The following is a 19,577-nucleotide window of genomic DNA, read 5'->3' as shown; positions in this document are numbered from 1 at the left end:
GATGAACGACCTGTCCCGCCAGGCAACACGCCTTGAAGCCATCGAAGGCAGCTACGACAAGTGGCTGCTGGGCGCGATCATCGCGCTCACCGGCGTGGGCGTGGTGATGGTGGCGTCCAGCTCGATCGCCTTGATGAGCAGTCCGTTCTACTACCTCAACCGCCACCTGATCTTCCTGGCGGTCGGCATCGTGCTGGCGGTGATTGCCGCGCGTACCGAGCTGAAGTCGATCGAGCAGTACAACCAGATGCTGCTGCTGGGCTGCTTCGTGCTGCTGCTGGCGGTGTTCGCGCCGGGCCTGGGCAGCACGGTCAACGGCGCGCGCCGCTGGATCAACCTGGGCATCTCCAAGTTCCAGACGGTCGAGGCGGTGAAGGTGCTGTACATCGTCTGGCTGTCCAGCTACCTGGTGCGCTTCCGCGACGAGGTCAACGCGACCTGGCCGGCGATGCTCAAGCCGCTGGGCGTGGCCGGTGCGCTGGTGGTGCTGTTGCTGCTGCAGCCCGACTTCGGTTCCTCGACCCTGCTGCTGGCGATCACCGCCGGCATGCTGGTGCTGGGCGGGGTCAACATGCCGCGCATGTCGATGCCGGTGATCATCGGCCTGGTCGGGATGAGCGCGCTGGCGATCATCGAGCCCTACCGCATGCGCCGCATCACCTCCTTCCTGGACCCGTGGGCCGACCAGCAGGGCGACGGCTACCAGCTGTCCAACGCGCTGATGGCGGTGGGCCGTGGCGAGTGGACCGGCGTCGGCCTGGGCAATTCGGTGCAGAAGCTGTACTACCTGCCCGAAGCGCACACCGACTTCATCTTCTCGGTCACCGCCGAGGAGTTCGGCTTCCTGGGCACCTGCGTGATCGTGGCCCTGTACGCGCTGCTGGTCGGCCGCACCTTCTGGCTGGGCATGCGCTGCGTGGAAATGAAGCGCCACTTCTCCGGCTACATCGCCTTCGGCATCGGCCTGTGGATCAGCATGCAGACCTTCGTCTCGATTGGCGTGAACCTGGGCATCCTGCCGACCAAGGGCCTGACCCTGCCGCTGATCTCCTCCGGCGGTTCGTCGGTGCTGATGACCTGCGTGGCGATGGGCCTGTTGCTGCGCGTGTCCTATGAACTCAAGCGCGCCGAGCGCCGCCAGGCCGTGCGTATCGGTGGCGCCGAAGACGCCGCTCCCGAGCCGATGGACGAGCCGGCTGCGCCGGTGGCTGCCAGCGTACCGATGAGCGCCGAGCCGGTGGCTGCCGCGGCGCCGAACGCCGCGCGTGGCACCAGCCGGCTGCAGTCGCGCGTCGAACCGACCTTCGGGAGGCTGTCATGAGCAGCGCTTCCAACGCACGCCCGGTGATGATCCTGGCCGGCGGTACCGGCGGTCACATCTTCCCCGGCCTGGCCGTGGCGCGCGTGCTGCGCGAGCGCGGCGTGCCGGTCACCTGGATGGGTGCCGAAGGTGCGATGGAAACCCGCTTGGTGCCGCAGCACGACATCGCCATCGACACGCTGGCGATCACCGGCCTGCGCGGCAAGGGCAAGCTGGCCCTGCTGGCGGCGCCGTGGCGGCTGATGCGCGCGCTGCGCGCGGCCGGCATGATCATCCGCAAGCGCCAGCCGCGTGCGGTGGTGGCCTTCGGTGGCTTCGCCTCCGGCCCCGGCGGCATGGCCACGCGCCTGCACGGCCTGCCGCTGATCGTGCACGAGCAGAACCGCGCACCGGGCCTGACCAACCGCATCCTGTCGCGCTATGCGCGCCGCCTGCTGACCGGTTTCCCGGGCACCTTCGCCGCGCGCGAAGAGTTCGTCGGCAACCCGGTGCGTGCGGAAATCGCCGCCATCGCACCGCCGGAACAACGCTTCGCCGACCGTCACGGCCCGCTGCGCGTGCTGGTGGTCGGTGGCAGCCAGGGCGCGCGTGCGCTCAATACCGGCGTGCCGCAGGCCATCGCTGCGCTGGGCGCGGCGGTGCCGGTGCAGGTGCGCCACCAGAGCGGTGAGAAGCTGCACGCCGAAGCGGTCGAGGCCTATGCCAAGGCCGGCGTGCAGGCGGAAATCACCCCGTTCATCGCCGATATGGCCGAGGCGTTCGCCTGGGCCGATCTGGTTGTATGCCGCGCTGGCGCGTCGACCCTGGCCGAGCTGTGCGCGGTCGGTGTCGGCAGCGTGCTGGTGCCATTCCCCGCCGCCGTCGACGATCACCAGACCCGCAATGCGGAGTACCTGGTCGAGCGCGGCGCGGCGGTGTTGCTGAAGCAGGACGGAACGTTGGCCGACGGCATTGCCGCACTGCTGCGCGATCTGTCCGAAAATCCCGCCCGCCGCATGCAGATGGCGCAAGCCGCGCGTGCCCTGGCCAAGGTCGATGCCGCCGAGCGCATCGCCGATATCATTCTTGAGGAAGCTGTATGAAGAAGGCATGCCACCGCGCCTGCCCTGCGCGAGGCCGCGCATGATCCGTCGCCTGCACGACACCAACGACCTGGTGCGCGCGTTCCCGCGCGTGCATTTCGTCGGCATCGGTGGCACCGGCATGAGCGGTATCGCCGAAGTGATGCTGACGCTGGGCTATGAAGTGTCCGGCTCGGACAACGCCGACAACGGCGCGACCCGCCGCCTGGCCAGCCTCGGCGCGCGCATCATGCGCGGCCACTCGGCAGCCAACGTGCTGGGCACCGACTGCGTGGTGGTGTCCAGCGCGATCCGCGAGGACAACCCGGAACTGATGGAAGCGCGCAGCCAGCGCATTCCGATCATGCCGCGTGCGGCGATGCTGGCCGAACTGATGCGCTTCCGCCGCGGCATTGCAGTGGCCGGTACCCACGGCAAGACCACCACCACCAGCCTGACCGCTGCAGTGTTGAGCGAAGGCGGCCTGGACCCGACGTTCGTGATCGGTGGCCAGCTGCTGGCCGCCGGTGCCAACGCCAAGTTGGGCGGTGGCCAGTGGCTGGTGGCCGAGGCCGACGAAAGCGATGGCAGCTTCCTGCGCCTGAACCCGCTGATGTCGATCATCACCAACATTGATGCCGACCACCTGGAGAACTACGGCAACGACTTTGCCCGCGTGCAGGCGGCGTTCGCCGAGTTCCTGCAGCGCCTGCCGTTCTACGGCCTGGCCGTTCTGTGCATCGATGACCCGGAAGTGGCTGCACTGGCCGCCAAGACCCCGCGCCACGTGATGAGCTACGGCATGAGCCCGCAGGCCGACGTGCGCGCCGAGAACGTGGTGCAGGAAGGATCGCGCATGCGCTTCACCCTGCGCCTGCCGCAGGGCACCAGCCAGGAAGTGGTACTGGCGCTGCCGGGCAAGCACAACGTGCTGAACGCACTGGCCGCGGCCGCAGTGGGCTGGCAGCTGGGCGTGGCCCCGGACGCCATCGCGCGCGCGCTGGAAGCGTTCGCCGGTGTCGGCCGTCGCTTCAACGATCTGGGCGAAGTGACCACCGCCAGCGGTGCCAAGGTGCGCATCATCGACGACTACGGTCATCACCCGAGCGAGCTGGAAGCGGTGTTCGCCGCCGCGCGCGGTGGCTGGGCCGACAAGCGCCTGGTGGTGGCCTTCCAGCCGCACCGCTACAGCCGTACCCGCGACCAGTTCGACAAGTTCGCCGCGGTGCTGTCCAGTGTCGACGCGCTGGTGCTGAGCGAGGTCTACCCGGCCGGCGAAGAGCCGATTGCCGGCGCCGATTCGCATGCGCTGGCGCGTGCCATCCGTGCGCGCGGCCGCAGCGAGCCGGTGGTGGTGGGCAAGGCGGCCGAACTGGCCAGCGTGCTGCCGGACGTGCTGCAGGACGGTGACCTGCTGCTGATGATGGGGGCCGGCGACATCGGCGCCGTGGCCAGCCACATCGCGGTGGAAGGGTTCAAGGCGGAGGGCGAAGCGTGAGCACGCTGACCTTCCCGCCGCTGCGCGTGACCGACCCGGCCGTGTTCGGCCGCGTCGCCGTGCTGCTCGGCGGCAGTTCAAGCGAACGCGAGGTGTCGCTGGACTCCGGCCGCAACGTGCTGGAAGCGCTGCAGGCGCGCGGCATCGATGCGTTCGCCGTGGACGGCATTCCGGCGCTGGCCAAGGTGCTGGCCGCCGGCGGTGTCGATCGCGTGTTCAACATCCTGCACGGCCACAACGGTGGCGGTGAGGACGGCATCGTGCAGGGCCTGATGGACGCCTTCGGCGTGCCGTACACCGGCTCGAACGTGTTGGGTTCGGCGCTGAGCATGGACAAGATCCGCACCAAGCAGGTGTGGCTGTCGCTGGGCCTGCCGACCCCGCAGTACCGGAAGGTCACGGCCGAGGACGTGCACGCCAATGCCGCCGAACTGGGCCTGCCGGTGGTGGTGAAGCCGGCCAACGAAGGCTCCAGCGTGGGCATCAGCCGGGTCACCGATGACGCTGGCCTGGACGAGGCGGTGGCGCTGGCCGCGCGCTACGACGGCCAGCTGCTGATGGAACAGATGGTGGTCGGCGACGAGCTGACCGTGGCCATCCTCGGCGACGTGGCGCTGCCGTCGATCCGCATCGTGCCCAAGGGCCAGTGGTACGACTACAACGCCAAGTACATCGCCGAGGACACCCAGTACCTCTGCCCTGGCCTGGACGGTGCCGACGAAGACGAGATCCGCCGCATCGCGCTGGCGGCGTTCCGTGCCGCGGGTTGCCGCGGTTGGGGCCGCGTGGACGTGATGCGTGACCGCGCCAGCGGGCGCTTCTTCCTGCTGGAAGTGAACACCGCACCGGGCATGACCAGCCACTCGCTGGTGCCCAAGGCAGCCGCACAGGCGGGCATCGGCTTCGAAGAACTGGTCTGGCGCGTGCTGGAACAGACAATGGAGGCCCCGCGCGCATGAACGCGGTGCTGCGCATCTTCGTCTGGCTGTTGGCGCTGTCGGTGGTTGCACTGCCGGTGGTGGCCGTGGTCAATGGCTGGGTCGGCGCCGAGCGCTGGCCGCTGGCGAAGCTGCGCGTGCACGGTGAATTCAAGCGGGTGCCGGCCGAACAGCTGCAGCAGGTGCTGCTGCCGTATGCGCATGCCGGTTTCTTCGCGGTCAAGCTGCAGGACGCGCAGGACGCGCTGGAAAAGCTGCCGTGGGTGGAAAGCGCGCAGGTGCGCAAGCAGTGGCCCGATGTGCTGGAAGTGACGCTGGTCGAGCACAAGCCGTTCGCGCGCTGGGGCAACGACCGCCTGGTCTCCGAGCAGGGCAAGCTGTTCCCCACGCCGAAGAAACTGGCCGACCTGGCGCTGCCCGAACTGGACGGCCCGGACAGCCAGACCGAAGAAGTGATGAAGCTGTACAGCGACTCGCGTGCATTGTTCGCACCGGCCGGCGTCGATGTGCGCCGGGTGACGATGGACGCGCGTGGCAGCTGGTCGCTGGTGCTGAGCAACGGCACCGAAGTGGTGGTCGGCCGTGACGACGCGCGCTCGCGCATGCAGCGCTTCGTCAAGGTGCTGCCGCAGTTGAACCGTCAGGACGCGCCGATCGAGCGCGCCGACCTCCGCTACACCAATGGTTTCACGCTGAGCTGGGGTACCCCGGCCACGCCGGCGAAAACGCCGGCGACCCCCGCCAGCAGGACGCAGGAAAGGACATGAATCGCAAGGGTGACAAATCGCTGATCGTTGGCCTGGACATCGGCACCTCCAAGGTGGTGGCGCTGGTGGGCGAGTATTCGCCGGGCAACCCGATCGAAGTGATCGGCATCGGCTCGCACGAATCGCGTGGCCTGAAGCGCGGCGTCGTGGTCGATATCGAATCGACCGTGCAGTCGATCCAGCGCGCGGTGGAAGAAGCCGAGCTGATGGCCGGCTGCGAGATCCGCTCGGTGTACGCCTCGATCTCCGGCAACCATGTGCAGTGCAAGAACTCGCCCGGCATCGTGCCGATCCGCGACGGTGAAGTGACCTGGGGCGACCTGGATCGTGTGCTGGACGCGGCCAAGGCGGTGGCGATTCCGGCCGACCAGAAGATCCTGCATGCGATTCCGCGCGAGTACGTGCTGGACGATTCGCAGGAAGGCATCCGCAACCCGGTCGGCATGACCGGCGTGCGCCTGGAGGTGCATGCGCACCTGGTGGTGTGCGCGCAGTCGGCTGCGGCCAACATCAGCAAGTGCGTGCAGCGCTGCGGCCTGCAGGTGGACGACCTGGTGCTGTCCTCGCTGGCCTCCAGCGTGGCGGTGCTGACCGCTGACGAACGCGAGCTGGGCGTGGTGCTGGTCGACATGGGCGCCGGCACCACCGACATCGCGGTGTTCGTGCAGGGTGCGATCTGCCACACCGCTTCGCTGCCGATCGCCGGCGACCACGTGACCAACGACATCGCGCACATGCTGCGCACGCCGACCCCGGAAGCCGAGCAGATCAAGGTGCGCTACGCCTGCGCGCTGGCCCAGCTGGCCACCGCCGAGGAAAGCATCCAGGTGCCGTCGGTGGGCGACCGCCCGCCGCGCCGCATGCCGCGCCATTCGCTGGCGCAGGCGGTGCAGGGCCGTTACGAGGAAATCTTCGAGATGGTGCAGGCCGAACTGCGCCGCTCTGGTTTCGAGGAACTGGTGCGTGCCGGCATGGTGCTGACCGGTGGCGCGTCGAAGATGGAAGGCGTGGTCGAGCTGGCCGAGGAAATGCTGCAGATGCCGGTACGCGTGGGCATCCCGCAGCACGTCACCGGCCTCGGCGAAGTAGTCGGCAACCCGGTGCATGCCACCGGCGTGGGCCTGCTGCTGATGGGCAGCCAGATCGAGCATCCGCGGCGTCCGTCGTTGCCGACCGGGCGCGCTGGAAGCATGTTCAAGAAACTCAAGACCTGGTTCCGCGGCGAGTTCTGACGCGGAACCCGCAACACCGGGCGATGCCCGGGCAACACCTGCAACACCCGCATCACAGACGCAGCAACGCAACACACAACCCACACAGCCGCAACGGCAACATGACACGCGAAGGCAGGAGGCCCGACCGTCCATGCCACCGACAAGCGGATACAACGAGGACACGGACATGGCGCATTTTGAACTGATCGAAAAGATGGCACCCAATGCGGTGATCAAGGTGGTTGGCGTGGGCGGCGGCGGCGGCAATGCCGTGGCGCACATGGTCAACTCGGCGGTGGATGGCGTGGAGTTCATCACCGCCAATACCGACTCGCAGGCCATCAAGAATTGCGGTGCCAAGCTGCAGCTGCAGCTGGGTACCAACGTGACCAAGGGCCTGGGCGCAGGCGCGAACCCTGAAGTCGGCCGCCAGGCCGCGCTGGAAGACCGTGAGCGCATCATGGACGCCCTGCAGGGCGCGGACATGGTGTTCATCACCGCCGGCATGGGCGGCGGCACCGGCACCGGCGCTGCACCGGTGGTGGCGCAGCTGGCCAAGGAAATGGGCATCCTGACCGTGGCCGTGGTCACCAAGCCGTTCCCGTTCGAAGGCCGCCGCCGCATGCAGGTGGCGCTGAAGGGCATCGAGGAACTGAGCCAGCACTGCGACTCGCTGATCACCATCCCGAACGAGAAGCTGATCACCGTGCTGGGTCGCAACGCGACCATGATCCAGGCCTTCCGTGCCGCCAACGACGTGCTGCAGGGCGCCGTGCAGGGCATCGCCGACCTGATCGTGCGTCCGGGCCTGATCAACGTCGACTTCGCCGACGTGCGCACCGTCATGTCCGAAATGGGCCTGGCGATGATGGGTACCGGCACCGCCCGCGGCGATGACCGCGCGCAGGCCGCTGCCGAATCGGCGATCCAGAACCCGCTGCTGGACGATGTGAACCTGGCGGGTGCCAACGGCATCCTGGTCAACATCACCGCCGGCGCGGACTTCACCATGGCCGAGTTCGACGAAATCGGCCGCACCATCGACGGCTTCGCTTCGGAAGACGCCACCGTGGTGGTCGGCACCGTGCTCGATCCGGACATGCAGGACGAAGTGCGCGTGACCGTGGTCGCCACCGGCCTGAACCGCGTCTCGGCCAGCAAGACCCAGCGCCCGGGCGAGCGTGCGCCGATCAAGCTGGTCCGCAATGCCACCACCGGCCAGCCGGAATTCGGCGAGTTCGACAACGGCGGCGACGCCGTGTCCAAGGCCGTGGGCGGCATGGGCCTGGGCCTGCGCCGTGCCAGCAGCGATACCGCGGCGGCCTCCGCGCCGTCGGCCCCGGCCGCTTCGGCCCCGGCGGCGGCTGAACTGCCGAACGATTACCTGGACATCCCGGCCTTCCTGCGCCGCCAGGCGGACTAAGCGGGGCTGCCCGGGGTTGTCCTCCCCGGGTTGCGCCACCATGTCCTGAAAATGCGGGCGCCGGGCCAGGATGGGCCCGGCCGCCCTGCTTCATGTGCGTCCCATTGGCGCGCCGGTGTGTCCTGCCTGCCTTTCAGCCGGGGTAGGGCACCGTGCGTGTTAATCTAATGTGTCACTTCCGGTCCATCCCCCATGATCCAGCAACGCACCCTCAAGAACACGATCCGCGCCACCGGCGTTGGCCTGCACAGCGGTGACAAGGTCTACATGACCCTGCGCCCGGCACCGGTCAACCATGGCATCGTGTTCCGGCGCGTGGACCTGGACCCGGTGGTGGAAGTGCCCGCCAAGGCCGAACTGGTCACCGAGGTGACCCTGTGCACCGGCCTGACCTGCAACGACGCCAAGATCCAGACCGTCGAGCACCTGATGTCGGCGCTGGCCGGCCTGGGTGTGGACAACATCATCGTTGAACTGTCCTCGGCCGAGCTGCCGATCATGGACGGTTCGGCCGGCCCGTTCGTGTTCCTGCTGCAGTCGGCGGGCATCGTGGAGCAGGATGCGCCCAAGCGCTTCATCCGCGTGCTGAAGACGGTGGAGGTGACCGAGGGCGACAAGGTGGCCCGCTTCACCCCGTACGAGGGCTACAAGCTGGGCTTCACCATCCAGTTCGACCACCCGATGATCCCGGCCAAGCAGTCGCGCCAGGAAATCGAGTTCTCGACGCTGGCCTACACCAAGGAAATCTCCCGCGCACGCACCTTCGGCTTCATGCGCGACCTGGAGTACATGCGCGAGCGCAACCTGGGCCTGGGCGGTTCGATGGACAACGCCATCGTGCTGGACGAGTTCCGCGTGCTCAACGAAGACGGCCTGCGCTACGCCGACGAATTCGTGCGCCACAAGATCCTCGATGCGATCGGCGACCTCTATCTGGCCGGTGGCCAGGTGCTGGGCGCCTACGAGGGCTTCAAGTCGGGCCACGCGCTCAACAACAAGCTGGTCCGCGCGCTGATGGCCGACGCCACGGCCTGGGAGTGGGTCACGTTCGACTCGCCGGCCACGCCGGATCCGGTTGAATACGCCACGCCGGCCTACGCCTGACCTTCATAGGCTGTTGATTCTGAAAGAAAAAACGCCGCCTACCCGGGCGGCGTTGCTGTTTCTGGCGGACGCGGCGCATTCAGCGTGCTTGAGGGTCGTCAAGCCCGGTTCGAGGTCACGGTTTTGTGAACCTGTTGGATCGGAAGCCTGAATTTAACGCGGTTTTAACAACAATCTAACGACAGGCCCCCGGATGGCAGCTAGGATGCGACCCGGCCCCCGAAATGTTTCACGCCGTGGTGACACGCGCGACGGGGAGCGGAGCCGGATGCTCCGTTGTCGTCAGGACCGCTTCTTCGGCGTCGAAGGAACGTCCTGCAGGCAAGCCAAGGCGTCGCGTAGCCCTTTGTGCGTGGCGGCTGAAACTGCGTGGGGGCCATTCCGGTTATCGATCGCTGGGGAGCGTGAGGGAGTGGTGGACGCAGTCTTGATGGTCACCTTGGTGGCCTTCAGCCCGATGGAACGGGCCGCGTCGAGCAACTGGGCTTCGGCAAGCCGCAACTTGGCATGCCAGACCGGGGACTCGACGAGAAAAACGAGGTGTTCCCCGTCCACATTGGCAAGCCGGCAACGGCTGCGCAGGGGTGGCGGCAACTGGGGGCGCAACTGACGGTCCAGCGCGTCGAGCCACATGGCACGCCGCAGCGGGTTTCCGCTTTTGTCAGCCATCACCGCATCCAGCGCCGGTTTCGGTACTGCTGCGGGGCGAACGCTGGATTTCGGCTCAGACATGAAAACTCACTGATGGCATTCAAAAAGATCGTAATCAAAACGCGTGAAGGACAGGCCAAGGCGTCGCCGATCACGCGTTTGCGGTTCTATTTCGAGGACCGCCCCCGCGCCCTGCTGGGCAGCGTGCTCGGGGTAGGCTGCATTATCGGCCTTGCCGGAGGCATTGGTGCCAGCGCGCTGAATGATTCGCGCCTGCAGGCCAAGGTCGACCGCCAGGACGCGGAGCTGGCCAAGGTCAAGCGTGATGCGCAGACCCAGGTCAATGCGCTGGCCGCCCGCCTCGGCGAGCTGCAGGCGCAGGCCACCCGCCTGAACGCACTCGGCGAACGGCTGACCCAGATGGGCAAGCTGGAAGACGGCGAGTTCGACTTCAACGAGACCCCCGGCCTGGGTGACGGCGATGCCGGTGGCCCGACCAGCGACATCCCGGTCAAGGACGTCAACGCCGACTTACAGGTGCTGGAGCAGCGCTTCGCTGCTTCAGGCCGCCAGTTGTCGGTGATGGAATCGCTGATGTTCGACCACCAGCTGCAGCAGAACGCCGTGCCCTCGCGCATGCCGATCCGCAACAGCTACGTGACCTCCGGCTTTGGTACCCGTGCCGACCCGTTCGGCCGCGGTGCCGCCACCCACAAGGGCATGGACTTCCACGCCAAGGTCGGCGACCCGGTGATGGCCGTGGCCGAAGGCGTGGTCAGCTTCGCCGGTGTGAAGGGTGGCTACGGCAACGTGGTCGACGTCGATCACGGCAACGGTTATGTCACCCGCTACGCGCACAATTCGCGCCTGGTAGTGAAGGTGGGCGACCTGGTCCGTGCCGGCCAGGAAGTGGCCAAGGCCGGTTCCACCGGCCGTTCGACCGGTGCCCACGTGCACTTCGAAGTGTGGGAGAACGGCAACGTGGTCAACCCGCGCAAGTTCCTCGGCGACGGCGGCAACACGCCGGTCGGCCGCATCAGCCGCGGCTGATCCCGGGTCGGATCCCTCCCGCGCCGCGGAAGGACTCTGACCCGATGCGGGTGATCTGGTAGTGCCGGCCGCTGGCCGGCAATTCCTTGAGGGGCCCGAACGAGGTTGCCGGCCAGCGGCCGGCACTACCCACGGGGTTGAAACCCCTTGCGGCCGTCCCAAGCTACAATGGGTGTTGCCATCGACAGGGCGCCAGGCGCCCTGTTTCGTTTGCGACGGACGGATTCCCAGGGGGAGGCCGGGCGTCGTGTCCATCCAACCCGGTTCCTTCAATGATCAACAGCCTGCTTACCCGCGTATTTGGCAGTCGTAACGAACGACAGCTGCGCCAGCTCAACCGCATCGTCGCCAAGATCAATGCGCTGGAGCCGGAGATCGAGAAGCTTTCCGACGAGCAGCTTCAGGCCAAGACGCCGGAGTTCAAGCAGCGCATCGCTGGCGGTGAAGCCCTGGACAAGGTGCTGCCGGAAGCGTTCGCGGTCTGCCGCGAAGCCGGCCGCCGCGTGCTGGGCATGCGCCACTACGACGTGCAGCTGATCGGCGGCATGGTGCTTCACCTGGGCAAGATCGCAGAAATGCGCACCGGTGAAGGCAAGACCCTGGTGGCGACCCTGCCGGTGTACCTCAACGCACTGGAAGGCCAGGGCGTGCACGTGGTCACCGTGAACGACTACCTGGCCCGCCGCGACGCCGCGCAGATGGGCAAGCTGTACAACTGGCTGGGCCTGAGCGTGGGCGTGGTGTATCCGGGCATGCCGCACAGCGACAAGCGCGAAGCCTACGCCGCCGACATCACCTACGGCACCAACAACGAATTCGGTTTCGACTACCTGCGCGACAACATGGCGCTGTCCAAGGCCGACCGCTACCAGCGCGGCCTGCACTACGCCATCGTCGACGAAGTCGACTCCATCCTGATCGACGAAGCGCGTACCCCGCTGATCATCTCCGGCCCGGCCGACGATTCCCCGGAGCTGTACATCCGCGTCAACCGCGTCGTGCCGCACCTGATCAAGCAGGATGTGGAAGACGGCGAAGGCGACTTCTGGGTCGACGAGAAGGGCAAGCAGGTGCACCTGTCCGAAGCAGGCATGGAGCACGCCGAGCGGCTGCTGGTGGAAGCCGGCATCCTCGATGGCGAGACCGAAGGCCTGTACGCGGCGCAGAACCTGACCGTGGTGCACCACCTCAATGCCGCGCTGCGCGCGCACGCCATCTACCAGCGTGACGTGGACTACATCGTGCGCGACGGCGAAGTGGTCATCGTCGACGAATTCACCGGCCGTACCCTGGCCGGCCGCCGCTGGTCCGATGGCCTGCACCAGGCGGTGGAAGCGAAGGAAGGCGTGCCGGTCCAGCGCGAGAACCAGACGCTGGCCAGCATCACCTTCCAGAACCTGTTCCGCATGTACAAGAAGCTGTCCGGCATGACCGGTACGGCCGATACCGAAGCGTTCGAGTTCCAGAGCATCTACGGCCTGGAAGTGGTGGTGATCCCGACCAACCGCCCGACCATCCGCAAGGACAGCCCGGACCAGGTGTTCCTCAACCGCAAGGGCAAGTTCAATGCGGTGCTGGCCGACATCGAAGAGTGCGCCAAGCGTGGCCAGCCGGTGCTGGTAGGTACCACCTCGATCGAAACCTCGGAAATGCTGTCCGAGCACCTGAACAAGGCCGGCGTGAAGCACGAAGTGCTCAACGCCAAGCAGCATGACCGCGAAGCCACGATCGTCGCCAACGCCGGCCGTCCGGCGGCGGTGACCATCGCCACCAACATGGCCGGCCGTGGTACCGACATCGTGCTGGGCGGTTCGCTGGAAGCGGAAATCCATGAACTGGGCGAGGACGCGACCGACGCGCAGAAGGCCGCGGTCAAGGCCGAATGGCAGAAGCGCCACGATGCAGTGAAGGCTGCGGGCGGCCTGCACATCGTCGGCACCGAGCGCCACGAATCGCGCCGTATCGACAACCAGCTGCGTGGCCGTTCGGGCCGCCAGGGTGACCCGGGTTCGTCCCGCTTCTACCTGTCGCTGGAAGACAACCTGATGCGCATCTTCGCCTCCGACTGGGTGCAGAAGGCCATGCGCATGATGGGCATGAAGGAAGACGACGTCATCGAGGACCGCCTGGTCAGCCGCCAGATCGAAAAGGCGCAGCGCAAGGTCGAGGCCCACAACTTCGACATCCGCAAGAACCTGCTGGACTTCGACGACGTCAACAACGACCAGCGCAAGGTGATCTACGCCCAGCGCGACGAACTGCTGGACGCCGAGTCGGTGAAGGGCAACGTCGACGGCATCCGCGACGACGTGATCTTCGACGTGGTGGCGCGCTTCGTGCCGCCGAACTCGATCGACGAGCAGTGGGACCTGCGTGGCCTGGAGGCGACCCTGGAGTCGGACTTCGGCCTGCAGATGTCGCTGACCGGCCTGGTCAAGGACCACGAGGAACTGGACGCCGAGGCGATTGCTGCCAAGGTGCAGGAGCGCGTCAACCAGCACTTCGCCGAGAAGGAAGCTGGCGTTGGCGAAGAGACCATGCGCGCGCTGGAGAAGCACGTGATGCTGACCGTGCTGGACCAGAGCTGGAAGGAGCACCTGGCACGCATGGATTACCTGCGCCAGGGCATTTACCTGCGGGGTTATGCGCAGAAGCAGCCGAAGCAGGAGTACAAGAAGGAAGCCTTCGAGCTGTTCTCGGACATGCTGGAGAACGTCAAGCGCGAAGTGGTGACCCTGCTGTCGCGCGTGCGCATCCGCAGCGACGAGGAAGTGCAGGCACTGGAAGCGGCCGAGCGCCAGCAGGTGGAAGCCCGCCTGAGCCAGTCGCAGTTCCAGCACCAGGACGCGGGCAGCTACAGCGCCGACGAGGAAGCGGCGCAGGTGGAGGCCGAACGCCAGGGCGTGGCACAGCTGCAGCGCGATGAGCCGAAGATCGGCCGCAACGATCCGTGCCCGTGCGGCAGTGGCAAGAAGTACAAGCACTGCCACGGCCAGCTGAGCTGACCCGAAGAGCCCCGCGAAAGCGGGGCTTTTCATTTGTGGGGATGGATCGGGCCAGGATCCGCGATTGCGCTGGTCGCCCTGTTCTGGGCATGCTCCCCCCATGCCTGCCCCCACCCGATCGATCCATGTCGTGGCCGCCGTCATCACCGACGCCCGTGGCCGCGTGCTGCTCAACCGCCGTACCGAGAACCGCGACATGGCGGGCCTGTGGGAATTTCCCGGCGGCAAGCGCGAATCCGGTGAAACCTCGGAACAGGCGCTGGTGCGTGAACTGCGCGAAGAGCTGGGCATCGAGGCCGATGTCGGCGAATGGCTGATGGACGTACCACAGCGCTACCCGGACAAGCACCTGACCCTGGAAGTGCGCCATGTGCGCAGCTGGAAGGGCACGCCGCGCGGGCGCGAGGGCCAGGCGATCACCTGGGTGGCGCCGGACAAGCTGGGCCGCTACTCGATGCCGCCGGCCGACCTGCCGGTGGTGGCCGCGCTGCGCCAGCCCGACCGCTACCTGATCACCCCCGCGCCGGCTGACGATGCCAGCGCCGTGCAGCTCTGGCATGAGCAGCTGCAGCGCGCGGTGGTGGGCGGCCAGCAGCGTATCCAGTTGCGCCTGCCCGCGTCACATCCACAGCGGCAGGCGCTGGTCGAGCAGACCCTGCGCGTGCACCGCCGCAGCGGCGTGCAGTGGCTGCTCAACCGCGATATCGAACTGGCACGCGCACTGGGCGTGGGCGTGCACCTGGGCAGTGAACAGCTGCTGGCGCTGTCGCAGCGCCCGCTGCCCGAGGGACAGCTGGTGGCGGCCTCCTGCCACGACCTGCAGCAGTTGCAGGCGGCACAACAGCTGGGCTGCGACTTCGCGGTGCTGGGCCCGGTGCAGGCCACTGCCAGCCACCCCGATGCCGCGCCGCTGGGGTGGGAAGCCTTCGCTGAGCTGCGTGCGCAGGTGTCACTGCCGATCTATGCGCTGGGCGGCATGGCCGCCGGCCACATTGCCGAAGCCCGTCGCCACGGCGGGCAGGGCATCGCCGCCATCCGCGGGCTGTGGCCGGCGTGATGCCCGGGTCAGAGCCCTTTCCGCTGGAAAGGGATCCGACCCCTCACCGGATGTAGTAGATCCACGCCATGCGTGGATGAACCCCCGCGATCACAACGTGATCCAGAAGCACCCGTACTGCCGCCGCAATCCCAGCACGGTGGAGGCACGCGCCGCGCTGCCCGGCAACGTCTGCTCCAGGCGCAGGCCGACCGGATGGCGCACGGCCGGCGGATCCGGTTCCGATCCCTGCGCGGCAGGGCTCTGACCTTCGTCCTGCGATGACGGCAGCGCCTGTGAGGGATACACCGGCACCACGTCCACCAGCGGCCGCCGCGCCAGTGATTCCAGCTGGCCAAGGATGCGTTGAGCGCCCGTGTCGGACACGGCGCCCCACAGGTACAGCGACGACAGCCGGTTCACATCGTTGCTGAGGATGCCGCTGCGCAAGGCCTCCACCAGTTCGCTCAGCCGGCGCGGACAGCGGGCTCCCAGCGTGTCGCGCGGCGCGGTGTTGCCGGCCGGTGTGGGCGGTGGCAGCCGTGACTGCGCACCCACGCTGTCGCAGGGCCGGTCGGTATAGACACTCTGCCCCCGCGCATCGGTGCAGCGGTTCAGGCGCGTGGACTGCGCATGGGCAATGCTGGATGCCGCGCACATCGATGACAGCAGCAACAGGAAGGAAAGCCGGTTCATCGACGCAGGGTAGCGCCGATCGCGGTGGCGCGGCGTGCTTTCAGCGCTGCAGCAGCTGCAGCACCGAGGTGGTCGGCTTGGCCAGGTTCAAGGTGTAGAAGTGCAGGCCGGGCGCGCCGCCCTCGATCAGGCGCTGGCACAGGTTGGCCACCACTTCGGTGCCGAATGCACGGACCGATTCGGCGTCATCGCCGTAGGCCTGCATCTTGCGGCCGATCCAGCGCGGGATTTCCGCGCCGCACTGTTCGGAGAAGCGGCGCAGCTGGCTGAAGTTGGCGATCGGCATGATGCCGGGGGTGATCGGTACCTGCACGCCCAGCCGACGCACTTCATCGACAAAGTGGAAGTAGGCATCCGGGTTGAAGAAGTACTGGGTGATCGCCGCATCGGCGCCGGCATCGATCTTGGCCTTGAAGTGCTTCAGGTCGGCCAGCGCGTCGCTCGCCTGCGGGTGCGTTTCCGGGTACGCGCCCACTTCGATGTGGAACGCATCACCGTGCTCGGCGCGGATGAAGGCAATCAGCTCGGCGGCATAGCGCATGTCGCCGGGAAAGCCCATGCCCGAGGGCAGGTCGCCGCGCAGCGCGACCAGGCGGCGGCAGCCGATGGCGCGGTACAGCTTGAGCAGCTCGCGGATCTCCTGTCGGGTACCGCCGACGCAGGACAGGTGCGGCGCGGCATCGAAGCCGTGGTGCTGGTTCAGATGGCGCACGGTCTCGGAGGTGTAGCTCAGGGTCGAGCCGCCGGCGCCAAAGGTGCAGGACACGTAATCGGGGGCGTAGCTCTTCAGCTTGGCCGCCGCGCGGTCGAGCTGGCTGCGCTGATCGTCGGTCTTGGGCGGATAGAACTCGAAGCTGATGGCGGTCATGGCGCGGGCGGCGGCGGCGGATGCAGGTCAGTATATCGCTTCATCAAGATGGATGTTTGACGACTGCGTGACGGCCCGCCATCCCAAGCCCGCGACCGTTCGCCCCGCCGTGCGGCCGCTGCTCCGAAATCGCAACCGCGGCGCCATGGCTGGCGGCACGCTGCTCCCATCCCGGCAACACCCACCCGATGAAGGAGCAGACGATGAAGATCTTCCTGGCACTCTGGTACGCAATGAAGGCGCTGGCCCGGCTGGCGATGATCGGCATGGCGATGGCCGTGCTCGGTTCTGGCTCGGCGCATGCGGCGGCAGCAACCGGCACCGGCAAGGTGCAGGTCGAGGTGGTCGGCAAGGGGCGCCCGCTGCTGATGATCCCCGGCCTCAACAGCAGCGCCGAGGTCTGGCGCGAGACCTGCCTGGCGCTGAAGGATGTGCAGTGCCACCTGGTGCAGCTGCCGGGCTTCGCCGGCGCCGCGCCCACCGATCCGCGCCCGGCCGAATTCCTGCCGGCGATGCGCGGGCAGCTGCTGGCCTACCTGCACGACCAGCAGCTGGGGCCGGTGGTGGTGGTCGGCCACAGCCTCGGCGGCCTGCTGGGCCTGCAGATGGCACAGGCCGAGCCGAAGGCGGTCAGCGCGCTGGTAGTGGTTGATGCATTGCCGTTCCTGCCGGCCGCGCGCGACCCGAACGCCACCGCAGACAGCGTGCGGCCGATGGCCGACCAGCTGCGCAAGGGCATGCTCGCTGCCGACGCCGCGCAATGGCAGGCGCAGTTGAAGGCAGGCTTGCCGGGCATGACCCGTGATCCGCAGCGGCAGGCTGAGCTGGGGCGCTGGGGCGAAGGCAGTGACCGCCAGACCACGGCCGACGCCATGCACGGGGTCATGACCACCGACCTGCGTGACAGCATCGCGGCGATCACTGCACCGACGCTGGTGCTGGGCAGCTGGGCCGGTTACCAGCCGATGGGCGGCACCGAAGCCAGCACCCTCGCCGTGTTCCAGGCCCAGTATGCGAAGCTGCACGGCGTGCAGATCGCGATGAGCGCGCAGGGGTTCCACTTCCTGATGTGGGATGATCCGCGCTGGTTGCAGGCGCAGGTGCAGGGTTTCCTCGCCGCACACCCCTGACCGTTGTCCGCCCTCCTGCCACCGCCGAGAGCCCGCATGGACGCCACCACCTCCTCCCTCCGTTTCTGGACGCTCAATGCGCTGGCATGGGCCGGCTATGCAATGTACGGACTGTGGGCCGGAATGCGCATCGGCGGCGGCGTGGTGTTCAGCGGCATCGTGTTGATCACCGTGAGCGTGGCCGCTTGTTTGTGGGTGTGCAGTGGCGCGCTGCGCGCGGTTGCACTGCGCCAGCGCTGGTGGGAGGGGAGCCTGGGCAGCCTGGTGCTGAAACTGGCTGCCGGTGTGGTGCTCGGCGCCAGCCTCGCCCAGGCGGTGACTGCCGCGCTGCTGCTGCCGGCGCTGGCATTGGGCTGGGTGCAGCTGCCCGGCGGCCATGCCGATTACCGGTGGTCGTCGCTGCTGGTGTACTGGATGAACACTGCGCTGTTCCTGCTGATGTGGACCGGTCTCTGGGCGGGCCTGCATGGCCTGCGTCGCGCGCGCCTCAGTGAACTGGCCCGCCTGCGCGCCGAAGCCGAACGCAGTGCGCTGGAACGCGATGCGCTGCGTGCGCGGCTCAACCCGCACTTCATGTTCAATGCACTGAACAACCTGCGCGCGCTGATCCTGGAAGACCCCGAGCGTGCGCGCGACATGGTCACCCGCGTGTCGCGCACGCTGCGCCAGGCGCTGGCGCACAACCGCAGCGAGCAGGTCACGCTGGCCGAGGAACTGGCGGTGGTGGATGACTATCTGGCCATCGAGGCCATCCATTTCGAACAGCGCCTGCAGGTCGTTCGGCGCATCGATGATGACGCCCTGCAGGCGCAGCTTCCGGCGATGGCGCTGCAGCTGCTGGTGGAAAACGCGATCAAGCACGGCATTGCCAGTCGCCCCGGGGGCGGCGAGGTGCAGATCCGTGCCACGTTGGACAATGACGTGCTGCGCCTGCAGGTAGACAATCCACTGGGCAGCGCCAGTGAGCCGCCGCATGGGCACGGCGTCGGCCTGGCCTATCTGCGTTCGCAGCTCGGTTCACGCGGTCGCTTCACCCTGCAGCCGGTCGGCAACCGCATGCAGGCCCTGCTGGAGATTCCGCAATGAGTGGCGTGCTGCGTGTACTGATCGTCGATGACGCACGGCTGGCGCGGCAGGAGCTGCGCACGCTGCTGTCTGCATTGCCGTGGGTGGAGTGCGTGGGCGAAGCCGACGATGTGCCCGCTGCGCGCGAGGCGATCGCTACGCTGGCGCCGGATCTGGTGCTGCTGGATGTGCAGATGCCCTCCGGCAGTGGTTTCGATGTGCTGGAGGGCCTGGAGGCGGTGCCGGCGGTGGTGTTCGTCACCGCCTACGACGCCTATGCAGTGCGCGCGTTCCAGGCCAATGCGCTGGACTACCTGGTGAAGCCGGTGGAGGCGCCGCGCTTGCTGGAGGCGCTGCAGCGGGCGCGCCAGCGCGAGGTGGTTGCGGGCGAAACGCCGGAGCCGCGCGGCACGCTGTGTGCGCAGGACCAGGTGTTCGTGCGCGAGGGCGAACGTTGCTGGTTCGTGGCGGTCTCCGAGATCCGCCGGCTGGTGGTGGATGGCAACTACACGCGGCTGTGGTTCCGCGACCAGAACGCATTGCTGACCCGCAGCCTGAGCGCGCTCGAGGCACGCCTGCCGCCGGATCTGTTCTTCCGTGCCAACCGCAACACGCTGGTCAACCTGCGCCGCATCCGGGGCGTGACGCCGAGCATCGGCGATGGCTACGAGCTGACGCTGGATGACGGCAGCGACGTGGACGTGTCGCGGCGGCAGGCGCGCGAGCTGCGCGAGCGGATGGCGTTGTAGC

16 protein-coding genes and 1 pseudogene are annotated in these 19,577 nt (G+C 67.5%); 14 read left to right on the top strand and 3 right to left on the bottom strand.

The window, feature by feature from the left end:
- The first annotated feature begins 1 nt into the window (after position 1).
- The 8 genes and pseudogenes from ftsW (at position 2) to lpxC (ending at position 9,326) form a co-directional block, all read left to right on the top strand.
- Positions 2-1,321 carry a putative lipid II flippase FtsW gene (gene ftsW, locus ACMZPQ_RS18150; protein ID WP_197582498.1) on the top strand — a complete coding sequence of 440 codons (1,320 nt, stop codon included), beginning with the start codon at positions 2-4 and terminating at the stop codon, positions 1,319-1,321.
- Complete coding sequence (gene murG / locus ACMZPQ_RS18145) at positions 1,318-2,403, top strand: undecaprenyldiphospho-muramoylpentapeptide beta-N-acetylglucosaminyltransferase (RefSeq protein WP_111111019.1); 1,086 nt, start codon at positions 1,318-1,320, stop codon at positions 2,401-2,403. Before ftsW ends, murG begins: the two co-directional genes overlap by 4 nt.
- A 40-nt stretch (positions 2,404-2,443) precedes the next feature.
- Positions 2,444-3,880 carry a UDP-N-acetylmuramate--L-alanine ligase gene (gene murC, locus ACMZPQ_RS18140; RefSeq protein WP_197582496.1) on the top strand — a complete coding sequence of 479 codons (1,437 nt, stop codon included), beginning with the start codon at positions 2,444-2,446 and terminating at the stop codon, positions 3,878-3,880.
- The gene (locus tag ACMZPQ_RS18135; protein ID WP_197582495.1) at positions 3,877-4,839 is read left to right on the top strand and encodes a D-alanine--D-alanine ligase; all 963 of its coding nucleotides are present in this window, start codon (positions 3,877-3,879) and stop codon (positions 4,837-4,839) included. The genes murC and ACMZPQ_RS18135 overlap by 4 nt, the downstream gene beginning before the upstream one ends.
- Positions 4,836-5,513: pseudogene (locus ACMZPQ_RS18130) on the top strand (cell division protein FtsQ/DivIB); the annotation flags it as partial. The gene ACMZPQ_RS18135 and the pseudogene ACMZPQ_RS18130, both read left to right, overlap by 4 nt.
- A 68-nt stretch (positions 5,514-5,581) precedes the next feature.
- On the top strand, positions 5,582-6,817 hold the full coding sequence (gene ftsA, locus ACMZPQ_RS18125) for a cell division protein FtsA (RefSeq protein WP_005408083.1): 1,236 nt from the start codon (positions 5,582-5,584) through the stop codon (positions 6,815-6,817).
- 169 nt (positions 6,818-6,986) lie between these two features.
- Entirely contained in the window at positions 6,987-8,222 is a 1,236-nt protein-coding gene (gene ftsZ, locus ACMZPQ_RS18120; protein ID WP_005415297.1) for a cell division protein FtsZ, read from the top strand.
- Between the two features lie 192 nt (positions 8,223-8,414).
- Positions 8,415-9,326 (top strand): UDP-3-O-acyl-N-acetylglucosamine deacetylase, encoded by a 912-nt coding sequence (gene lpxC / locus ACMZPQ_RS18115; protein WP_197582494.1) that lies wholly within the window; start codon positions 8,415-8,417, stop codon positions 9,324-9,326.
- Between the two features lie 282 nt (positions 9,327-9,608).
- Here lpxC and ACMZPQ_RS18110 read toward each other — a convergent pair whose 3' ends face one another.
- Complete coding sequence (locus tag ACMZPQ_RS18110; protein WP_197582493.1) at positions 9,609-10,058, bottom strand: DciA family protein; 450 nt, start codon at positions 10,056-10,058, stop codon at positions 9,609-9,611.
- 12 nt (positions 10,059-10,070) lie between these two features.
- Between ACMZPQ_RS18110 and ACMZPQ_RS18105 the strand changes: the two genes are divergently transcribed.
- From ACMZPQ_RS18105 to ACMZPQ_RS18095, 3 genes are all read left to right on the top strand, one after another.
- The gene (locus tag ACMZPQ_RS18105; protein ID WP_197582492.1) at positions 10,071-11,027 is read left to right on the top strand and encodes a peptidoglycan DD-metalloendopeptidase family protein; all 957 of its coding nucleotides are present in this window, start codon (positions 10,071-10,073) and stop codon (positions 11,025-11,027) included.
- Between the two features lie 272 nt (positions 11,028-11,299).
- Positions 11,300-14,032 (top strand): preprotein translocase subunit SecA, encoded by a 2,733-nt coding sequence (gene secA, locus ACMZPQ_RS18100; RefSeq protein WP_197583293.1) that lies wholly within the window; start codon positions 11,300-11,302, stop codon positions 14,030-14,032.
- Positions 14,033-14,132: 100 nt separating this feature from the next.
- Positions 14,133-15,089 carry a Nudix family hydrolase gene (locus tag ACMZPQ_RS18095; protein ID WP_197583292.1) on the top strand — a complete coding sequence of 319 codons (957 nt, stop codon included), beginning with the start codon at positions 14,133-14,135 and terminating at the stop codon, positions 15,087-15,089.
- Between the two features lie 90 nt (positions 15,090-15,179).
- Here ACMZPQ_RS18095 and ACMZPQ_RS18090 read toward each other — a convergent pair whose 3' ends face one another.
- Positions 15,180-15,764, bottom strand: coding sequence for a DUF4124 domain-containing protein (locus tag ACMZPQ_RS18090; protein ID WP_197583291.1), 585 nt, complete (start codon positions 15,762-15,764; stop codon positions 15,180-15,182).
- A gap of 40 nt (positions 15,765-15,804) precedes the next feature.
- A complete protein-coding gene (gene metF / locus ACMZPQ_RS18085; protein WP_197583290.1) occupies positions 15,805-16,632 on the bottom strand; it encodes a methylenetetrahydrofolate reductase [NAD(P)H] in 828 nt (275 codons plus the stop codon).
- 203 nt (positions 16,633-16,835) lie between these two features.
- On the opposite strand from metF, the gene ACMZPQ_RS18080 reads away from it, so the two are divergent.
- From ACMZPQ_RS18080 to ACMZPQ_RS18070, 3 genes are read left to right on the top strand one after another with little or no spacing between them, the layout of a single operon-like run.
- Positions 16,836-17,762, top strand: coding sequence for an alpha/beta fold hydrolase (locus tag ACMZPQ_RS18080; protein ID WP_197583289.1), 927 nt, complete (start codon positions 16,836-16,838; stop codon positions 17,760-17,762).
- A gap of 36 nt (positions 17,763-17,798) precedes the next feature.
- Complete coding sequence (locus ACMZPQ_RS18075) at positions 17,799-18,848, top strand: sensor histidine kinase (RefSeq protein WP_197583288.1); 1,050 nt, start codon at positions 17,799-17,801, stop codon at positions 18,846-18,848.
- Entirely contained in the window at positions 18,845-19,576 is a 732-nt protein-coding gene (locus ACMZPQ_RS18070; RefSeq protein ID WP_197583287.1) for a LytR/AlgR family response regulator transcription factor, read from the top strand. Before ACMZPQ_RS18075 ends, ACMZPQ_RS18070 begins: the two co-directional genes overlap by 4 nt.
- The last annotated feature ends 1 nt before the right edge of the window (position 19,577 follow it).

Origin of the sequence: Stenotrophomonas maltophilia (assembly GCF_047497515.2) — a bacterium.
Lineage (GTDB): Bacteria > Pseudomonadota > Gammaproteobacteria > Xanthomonadales > Xanthomonadaceae > Stenotrophomonas.
The sequence above is the reverse complement of the archived record's forward strand: the minus strand, read 5'-3'. Positions and strand labels throughout refer to the sequence as shown.